This window comes from Micrococcus sp. KRD077, from assembly GCF_017168505.1.
Classification (GTDB): Bacteria; Actinomycetota; Actinomycetes; order Actinomycetales; family Micrococcaceae; genus Micrococcus; species Micrococcus luteus.
Genome location: NZ_JABFAZ010000068.1, coordinates 1 through 6369 on the forward strand (window position 1 = coordinate 1; position 6369 = coordinate 6369).

The 6369-nt window shown below is 75.8% G+C and carries 7 protein-coding genes; 4 read left to right on the forward strand and 3 right to left on the reverse strand.

Annotated features, from left to right (window positions below):
• Positions 1 to 72: 72 nt before the first annotated feature.
• Positions 73 to 825 (reverse strand): LysM peptidoglycan-binding domain-containing protein, encoded by a 753-nt coding sequence (locus tag J1M39_RS11325; RefSeq protein WP_063189507.1) that lies wholly within the window; start codon positions 823 to 825, stop codon positions 73 to 75.
• A 156-nt stretch (positions 826 to 981) separates the two neighbouring features.
• Here J1M39_RS11325 and J1M39_RS11330 point away from each other — a divergent pair, with 156 nt between their 5' ends.
• Positions 982 to 1539: a hypothetical protein gene (locus J1M39_RS11330; protein ID WP_049147319.1), complete on the forward strand. Its 558-nt coding sequence runs from the start codon at positions 982 to 984 to the stop codon at positions 1537 to 1539.
• Between the two features lie 15 nt (positions 1540 to 1554).
• On the opposite strand, the gene J1M39_RS11335 is transcribed toward J1M39_RS11330, so the two are convergent.
• Entirely contained in the window at positions 1555 to 1779 is a 225-nt protein-coding gene (locus tag J1M39_RS11335; RefSeq protein WP_049147317.1) for a helix-turn-helix domain-containing protein, read from the reverse strand.
• Positions 1780 to 2004: 225 nt separating this feature from the next.
• Here J1M39_RS11335 and J1M39_RS11340 point away from each other — a divergent pair, with 225 nt between their 5' ends.
• From J1M39_RS11340 to J1M39_RS11350, 3 genes are read left to right on the forward strand one after another with little or no spacing between them, the layout of a single operon-like run.
• Complete coding sequence (locus J1M39_RS11340) at positions 2005 to 2652, forward strand: SAF domain-containing protein (protein ID WP_070709788.1); 648 nt, start codon at positions 2005 to 2007, stop codon at positions 2650 to 2652.
• 2 nt (positions 2653 to 2654) lie between these two features.
• Positions 2655 to 4238: a tyrosine-protein kinase family protein gene (locus J1M39_RS11345; RefSeq protein WP_113914376.1), complete on the forward strand. Its 1584-nt coding sequence runs from the start codon at positions 2655 to 2657 to the stop codon at positions 4236 to 4238.
• Positions 4208 to 5716 (forward strand): sensor histidine kinase, encoded by a 1509-nt coding sequence (locus tag J1M39_RS11350; RefSeq protein ID WP_113914375.1) that lies wholly within the window; start codon positions 4208 to 4210, stop codon positions 5714 to 5716. The genes J1M39_RS11345 and J1M39_RS11350 overlap by 31 nt, the downstream gene beginning before the upstream one ends.
• 62 nt (positions 5717 to 5778) lie before the next feature.
• Here the strand turns inward: J1M39_RS11350 and J1M39_RS11355 are convergent, their stop codons facing one another.
• On the reverse strand, positions 5779 to 6027 hold the full coding sequence (locus tag J1M39_RS11355) for a WhiB family transcriptional regulator (protein ID WP_002854852.1): 249 nt from the start codon (positions 6025 to 6027) through the stop codon (positions 5779 to 5781).
• Between the last annotated feature and the right edge of the window lie 342 nt (positions 6028 to 6369).

Consider the following 6369-nt stretch of genomic DNA (forward strand, 5'->3'; position numbering starts at 1 on the left):
GGCGGGTGGCGAGGGCGGTCATGGCGGTCTCCTGAGGACGAGGCGAAGCGGGGGAGTGCAGGGTCGTGGATGTCATGGCCGTGGTCCGTCCACGCCGGCGTGCGGGGCGAACACGGGGGAGGTCAGCACGGTGCCGGGCAGCAGCAGGTGTGGATCGTCGCCGATCACCCGCCGGTTGGCCTCGTACCAGCGGCGCCACCGGGCGTCGATCTCTCGGGGGGTCGCGTCCGGGCCGAGCTCGGCGGCGGCGAGGTGCCACAGGCAGTCGCCGCGCCGGACGGTGACGGTGGGGTGATCCGGATCCGCACGGCCGGTGCCGGCGCCCGGCGGGGCCGGCGCCGGGGGCCGGGGCGTCCACGCGGCGTCCGGCGCCGGGGCCTCGACGCCGATGGCGTGCGCGGGGGACGCGGCCACGGTCCAGGAGGCGTCCGGCACGGGATGAGCCGCGTCCGCCCACGCGGCCGGCGCCGCGAGCAGCTGGGCACCGACGATGGCGCCGGCCACGCGTCCGAGCAGGGCGGGAGTGAGGCTCCGGCCCAGGCGGGCCCAGGCCGGCCGACCCGCACGGCGCCCCAGCGCGACGAGCGCCAGCCCGATCAGGCCCACCGCCCACCACGCGAGCAGTCCGAGCCCCGCGAGACCGGCACCGAGGCCCAGCACGCGGGTCAGTTCCGCCGCCGGCGCGCTGGGGCCCGTCTGCAGCAGCGCCGCGGCACAGGCGAGCAGGCCGGGTCCGGCCAGAAGCAGGACGGTGAGGCCGACGGCGTCCGCCGCGTCGACCGGACGGTTCGGGGCCGGGCCGGCCGGTGATGTCGAGCGCTCCATGGATTCCCCTCCTGTGCGTCCGTCCGGCCGGGATCCCGCGATCAGGCCGGTGATGATGACCACAGTGAACTGCACGGCCTGATGGTTGTCAAGAGTGATGTTTGATGATGTTTGATGATGACCGATGTCCGGCGCTGAGCCTCCTATGCTGAGCGCATGCGGTGGAACGGACTCTTCGACGACCTGGAGGCGCACTGGGCCGACCTCGGCTGGCAGGAGACGGTGGCCGAGGCCGCGGAGCTGACCCGAGCGGAGTGGATGGCGCTGTCCCTGGCGGACCGCCTGCGCGGAGCTCGAGGGCGGCAGGTCCGGCTCCACCTGGCCTGGGGCGAGGTCGTGGACGGTGTGGTGCACACGGTGGGGCAGGGCTGGGTCGGCGTGCACGTCGACGGTTCGGGGTCGGCGATCGTCGCGGTGGACTGCGTGGCGGCCGTGGAGGCCGACCTGACCCGGGCCGCGGTCGCGCCCGAGCTCGCCGCGGCCGGCTGGGGGACGGTGCTGCGCGGCATCGCGCGGACGCGCCAGCCGGTGGCGGTGACGGGGCGCCTCGGCGCGGCACTGGCAGAGGGCACCGTGGACCGGGTCGGCGGCGACCACCTCGACATCGCCCGCCACCCGCGGGACGAGGCCCGGCGGGCCGCGGCCGTCCGCGGGCGGCTCGTCATCCCGTTCGGGGCGCTGGGGACGGTCCGGACCGCGCTGCGCCCCGCCTGAGCAGACCGTGTGGGCTCAGCGGGCCTGCGCGTCCGCCTCGGTCCACTCCCGGACGCGGGCGCGCGTCACTTCCTTCTGACGCTCCACGTAGTCCTCGAGCCAGGACACCTCGATGCGCCACTGACCGCGGCCCCCGACCTGGATGGCCTGCAGCTCACCCGAGCGGACCAGGGCACGGGCGGCCTGACCGGAGATGTTCAGGGTCTCCGCGACGTCGGTCAGGGTGAGAAAGCGCTGCACGGTGCTCCTTCGGTCGAGGCGTCCAGGACGGTCGCGGGCGGCCCACGACGTCGACCCATTCAACCCCGGGAACACCCGGAGGCGACACTTTTCCACAGCGTACGCGGCGGATCCGGCGATCCACGGCCCCAGTGGTTACTCTGGGCGCAGCGCGGAGGGGCCGACACCGACGGGGTGCCGGGGCCGCGGCGGCCCGAGGGGCCGGTCCGAAGGGGGGAACATCCGGTGTCCACGACCATGTCCGCGTCCGCCGAGGGCGGCCGTCTGCGCCGGCCCCGCTGGCGGGATCCCCGGCTCCTCGTCGGTCTCATTCTCGTCCTCGCCTCGATCGCCGGCGTCGTGGCGCTGGTCGCCTCCTCCCAGCGGACCGCCGCGTACTGGACGGCTGCGGAGGACCTGCCCCCGGGCACACCCATCGCGGCCGGGGACCTGCGGCCCGTGGAGGTGAACCTCAGCGAGGCCGGCGAGCGGTACCTCAGCGCCGATGCTCCGGCGCCCGAGGGGCGGATGGTCTCCGGGACGGTCCGGGCCGGCGAGCTGCTGCCGGCGGCGGCACTGGTGGACGCGGACCCGGACGGCCGTCGTCCCGTCGGGGTGGCCCTGGACGAGCCGCTGCCGTCCGGCGTGGGCGTGGGAGACCGCGTGGACGTCTGGGTGGCCATGCCCGCGGAGGGAGGCCGCGGCCATGCGGACCCGGCCCGGCTGGCCGAGGCGCTCGAGATCTCCGAGGTCACGGCGGAGCAGAACGGCTTCGGCGGCTCGGGCACCACCCGGGTACAGCTGCTGGCACCGGAGGAGACCCTGCCGCGCATCGTGGACGCGAAGGTCAAGGACGCGCGGGTCACCCTCGTGCCGGCCCACGGGGTGCGCTGACCGTGCGCATCGCCCTGGCCACCACCGTCCAGCCGGGCCTGGACCACATCGGCCCGCTCGAGCGGCACCAGACGGACATCACGGTCCTCCGCCGGGCCGAGGACCTCGCCGAGCTGCTCGCGATCGCCCGCTCCGGTCTCGTGGACGCGGTCCTCGTAGCCGGGGACACCGAGTCCCTCACCGCCGCCTTCCTGGAGGAGACGGCCCGGCTGCCCCGACCCGTGGGCGTGGCGGCGCTCAGCGAGGTTCGCACCGAGCGCCGTCGCCTCCGCAGCATGGGGGTGCCCTGCGTGCGCGCCGACGCCGACCCCGAGCAGATCGCGGCCGTCGTCGTGGAGTCCGCGAGCGCCGCCGCGGAGGGCCGCCGGCCGGAGACCTCGCACGGGGAGGACGCCGACCACGCCCGGGATCACGCCGAGGACCTCGACGACCTGCCGATCACCCTGGAGACGCTCGGCGCGGACGAGGTGCCCGGCCTCACGGACCCCTGGCGCGACGCCGACGAGCCCGACGACGCCGGGCCGGGCGCCGCCCCCGCCGCGGCCACCCCCGACGACGGCCCCGCCACCGCGGACGAGGGAGCCGACCCCGCACCCTCTCCGGAGGAGGGCGAACCGACCGCACCCGCGCGGGAGTCCCTGGTGACCGTGGTGTGGGGTCCCACCGGCGCCCCGGGACGCACCACCGTCGCCGTGAACCTCGCCGCCGAGCACGCCGTGGCCGGCCGGAACACGCTGCTGGTCGACCTGGACACGTACGGCCCCGCCGTCGGTGTGCACCTGGGGCTGACGGAGGAGTCGGCCGGCGTGGCGCGGGCCGTACGGCGGGCCGACCACGGCCGACTGGGCGCCGCCGACCTGGCGGCCGCGGGCGTCCGCGTCCGCGTCGCGGGCGCGGACCTGACGGTTCTGACGGGACTCACCCGCGTGGACCGGTGGCCCGAGCTGCGCCCCGCCGCCGTCACCGCGCTGATCGCGGCCGCCAGGGAACACTGGGACCGCGTGGTCGTCGACGTCGGGTTCGGTCTCGAACAGGACGAGGAGCTGTCCTTCGACGTGCCCGCCCCACAGCGCAACGGTGCGACCCTGGCGGCGCTCGCCGCGGCCGACGAGGTCATCGCGGTCGGCGGGCCGGACGCCGTCGCGCTGCCCCGCCTGGTCCGCGGGGTCGAGGAGCTGGCGGAGGCGGCCCCGGCGGCACGGTTGCGCGTCGTGGTCAACCGGCTCCGGCCCGCGGCCGCCGGCGTCGCCCCGCGAGGCCAGGTCGAGGCCGTCTGGAACCGCTACGCCTCGCCGGCCACGCCCCTGGAGGCGTTCCTGCCGTGGGACCCGGCCGCCGCGGACCCCGCGCTGCTCGCCGGCCAGGTGCTCGCCGAGGCCGCTCCGAACAGCCCGCTGCGTCGCGCCCTCGCCACGCTGGCCGGTGTCCCTGCCCGCCCCGCCCGCCGCGGACGGCACCGCGCACGGCCCTCGCAGACCATCGCCGCCGCGTCCTCCGACGCCGCCCGCGACGCCACGGACACGGGCCGCCCGGCACGTCGCCGTACCCTGATCCCATGGTCAGTTCGCTCGCGCAGGACCCCCTGACGTCGCACCCGGACATCGGAGACGAGGACCGCGCCTGGCTGCAGCGGCTCGTGGGGGACTGGCAGCTCGTGGCAGACCTGGCGCTCGCGGACCTCGTGCTCTGGTGCCCCGTGCCCCGCCGCGACGAGGCCGGAGGGTTCGTCGCGCTCGCCCAGGTCCGGCCCTTCACCGCTCCCACCCTCTTCCACCGCGACATCGTGGGCTCGCGCGCCCGCGCGGACCTGCGGGCCGTCGTCGGGCAGACGTGGCATGGCGGGGAGCGGGCCGAGGGGACCGGCCCCGTCGAGGCCCCGGGAGGCACGCTGCAGGTGCGTCTGTGGCCGGTGGTCCGCGCCGGGAGGGTCATCGCGGTCGTCTCCGCGCACGCGGACCCGAACGGCCGGCCGGCGCGCTCGGTGATCGAGGAGAACTACAGCCGGACGGCCAGCACCCTGCTGGACATGATGCAGCACGGCCGCTGGCCGGCGCCCGAGGAGCCCTCCGGCCTCTGGGCGGGCGGCACGCCGCGGGTGGGGGACGGCCTCGTCGTGCTCGGGCCGGACTCGGTCGCCGAGTTCACCAGTCCCAACGCGGTCTCCGCCCTGCGCCGGCTGGGCATCGCCTCGACCCTCGAGGGGCACCGGCTCACCGACGTGCTGGCCAGCACCGAGGCCGCCCGCGTTCCCACCGACGAGGGGACGTGGGCGGTGCTCACCGGCCTGCGTGCCGGACGGCGGGAGGTGCAGTCCGGCGGGGCGTCCCTCACGGTGCGCTCCGTCCCCCTGCTCGGTCCGGACGGCTGGCAGGGGGCGCTGCTGCTGCTGCGCGACGTGACCGAGCTGCGCCGCCAGGAGCAGCGTCTGCTCACCAAGGACGCGACCATCCGCGAGATCCACCACCGCGTCAAGAACAACCTGCAGACCGTGGGATCGCTGCTGCGCATGCAGGCGCGGCGCACGTCCTCGCCCGAGGCGGAGCGTGCGCTGCGTCAGGCGATGCAGCGGGTGGACACGATCGCCCTCGTCCACCAGACGCTGAGCGAGGAGATCGAGGACCAGGTCCCCGTGGACGGTCTGCTGCAGCGGCAGTTCCGCCTGGCCGTCGAGGTGGCCGGGGACGGGCGGCCGCTGCAGGTCGCGGTCACGGGCGAGTTCGGTGAACTGCCCTCCCACGTGACCACGCCGCTGGCGCTGGTGCTCAATGAGCTGGCGGCCAACGCCGTCGAGCACGGCACGGCGCCGGGCGGTGGCTGCGTGGGCCTGCACGCCGACCGTGAGTCGACCCCCGCAGGAACGGTGCTGGTCGTGTCCGTGACGGACGGCGGCCCCGCCGCCCCCGACGGATGGGTGCCGGGGGAGTCTCCCCGCGCGGGCGAGGGATCGGGGCTCGGCCTGCGCATCGTGCACTCGCTCGTGGAGGGGGACCTGCGCGGCACCCTGCGCTGGGAGCGGTCCGACGACGGCGGCACGCGCGTCGTGCTGCGACTGCCCCTGACGTGAGCCCGGCCGGGCATGACGAGGGCCCCGTCGACGAGGTCGACGGGGCCGGTGGTCCGGGTGGGTCAGGAGGCGCGGCGGGCACGCGCCGCGCGGCGCTTCATGGCGCGCCGCTCGTCCTCGCTCATGCCGCCCCAGACGCCCGAGTCCTGGCCGGACTCCATGGCCCACTTCAGGCACGTGTCCACGACCTCACACGAGCGGCACACCGCCTTGGCCTCCTCGATCTGCAGGAGGGCGGGGCCGGTGTTGCCCACGGGGAAGAACAGCTCCGGGTCCTTGTCCAGGCACGCTGCTTTACTGCGCCAATCCATCGGTCCGCTCACTTTCTGTCGGAAGAGCCGGAGCCCGCGGGCGCCGGTGGTCACGGCCTCCGCCGGCGGCGGGCGCGGGGGCCTGCGCGGACGACGCGCGGCACGACCGACACGGAGGGCGACCCTGGTCATTGCAACGGGGACCGCTTTCGTACGAACGCGGCCCCCGGAAATCTTTCGCGTGCCATCCTCGCACGGCCCTCACGAGTGAACAAGAGGTGAATGAGGTGCATCACCGCACCTCCCAGTGAGTCCTTGGTCACACCTATGCCCGGGGCGGCGCGTCGCCGCGGACCTGGCCCGCGCACCGCCCGGCGTACGGTCTGTCTCTTATACACCTCT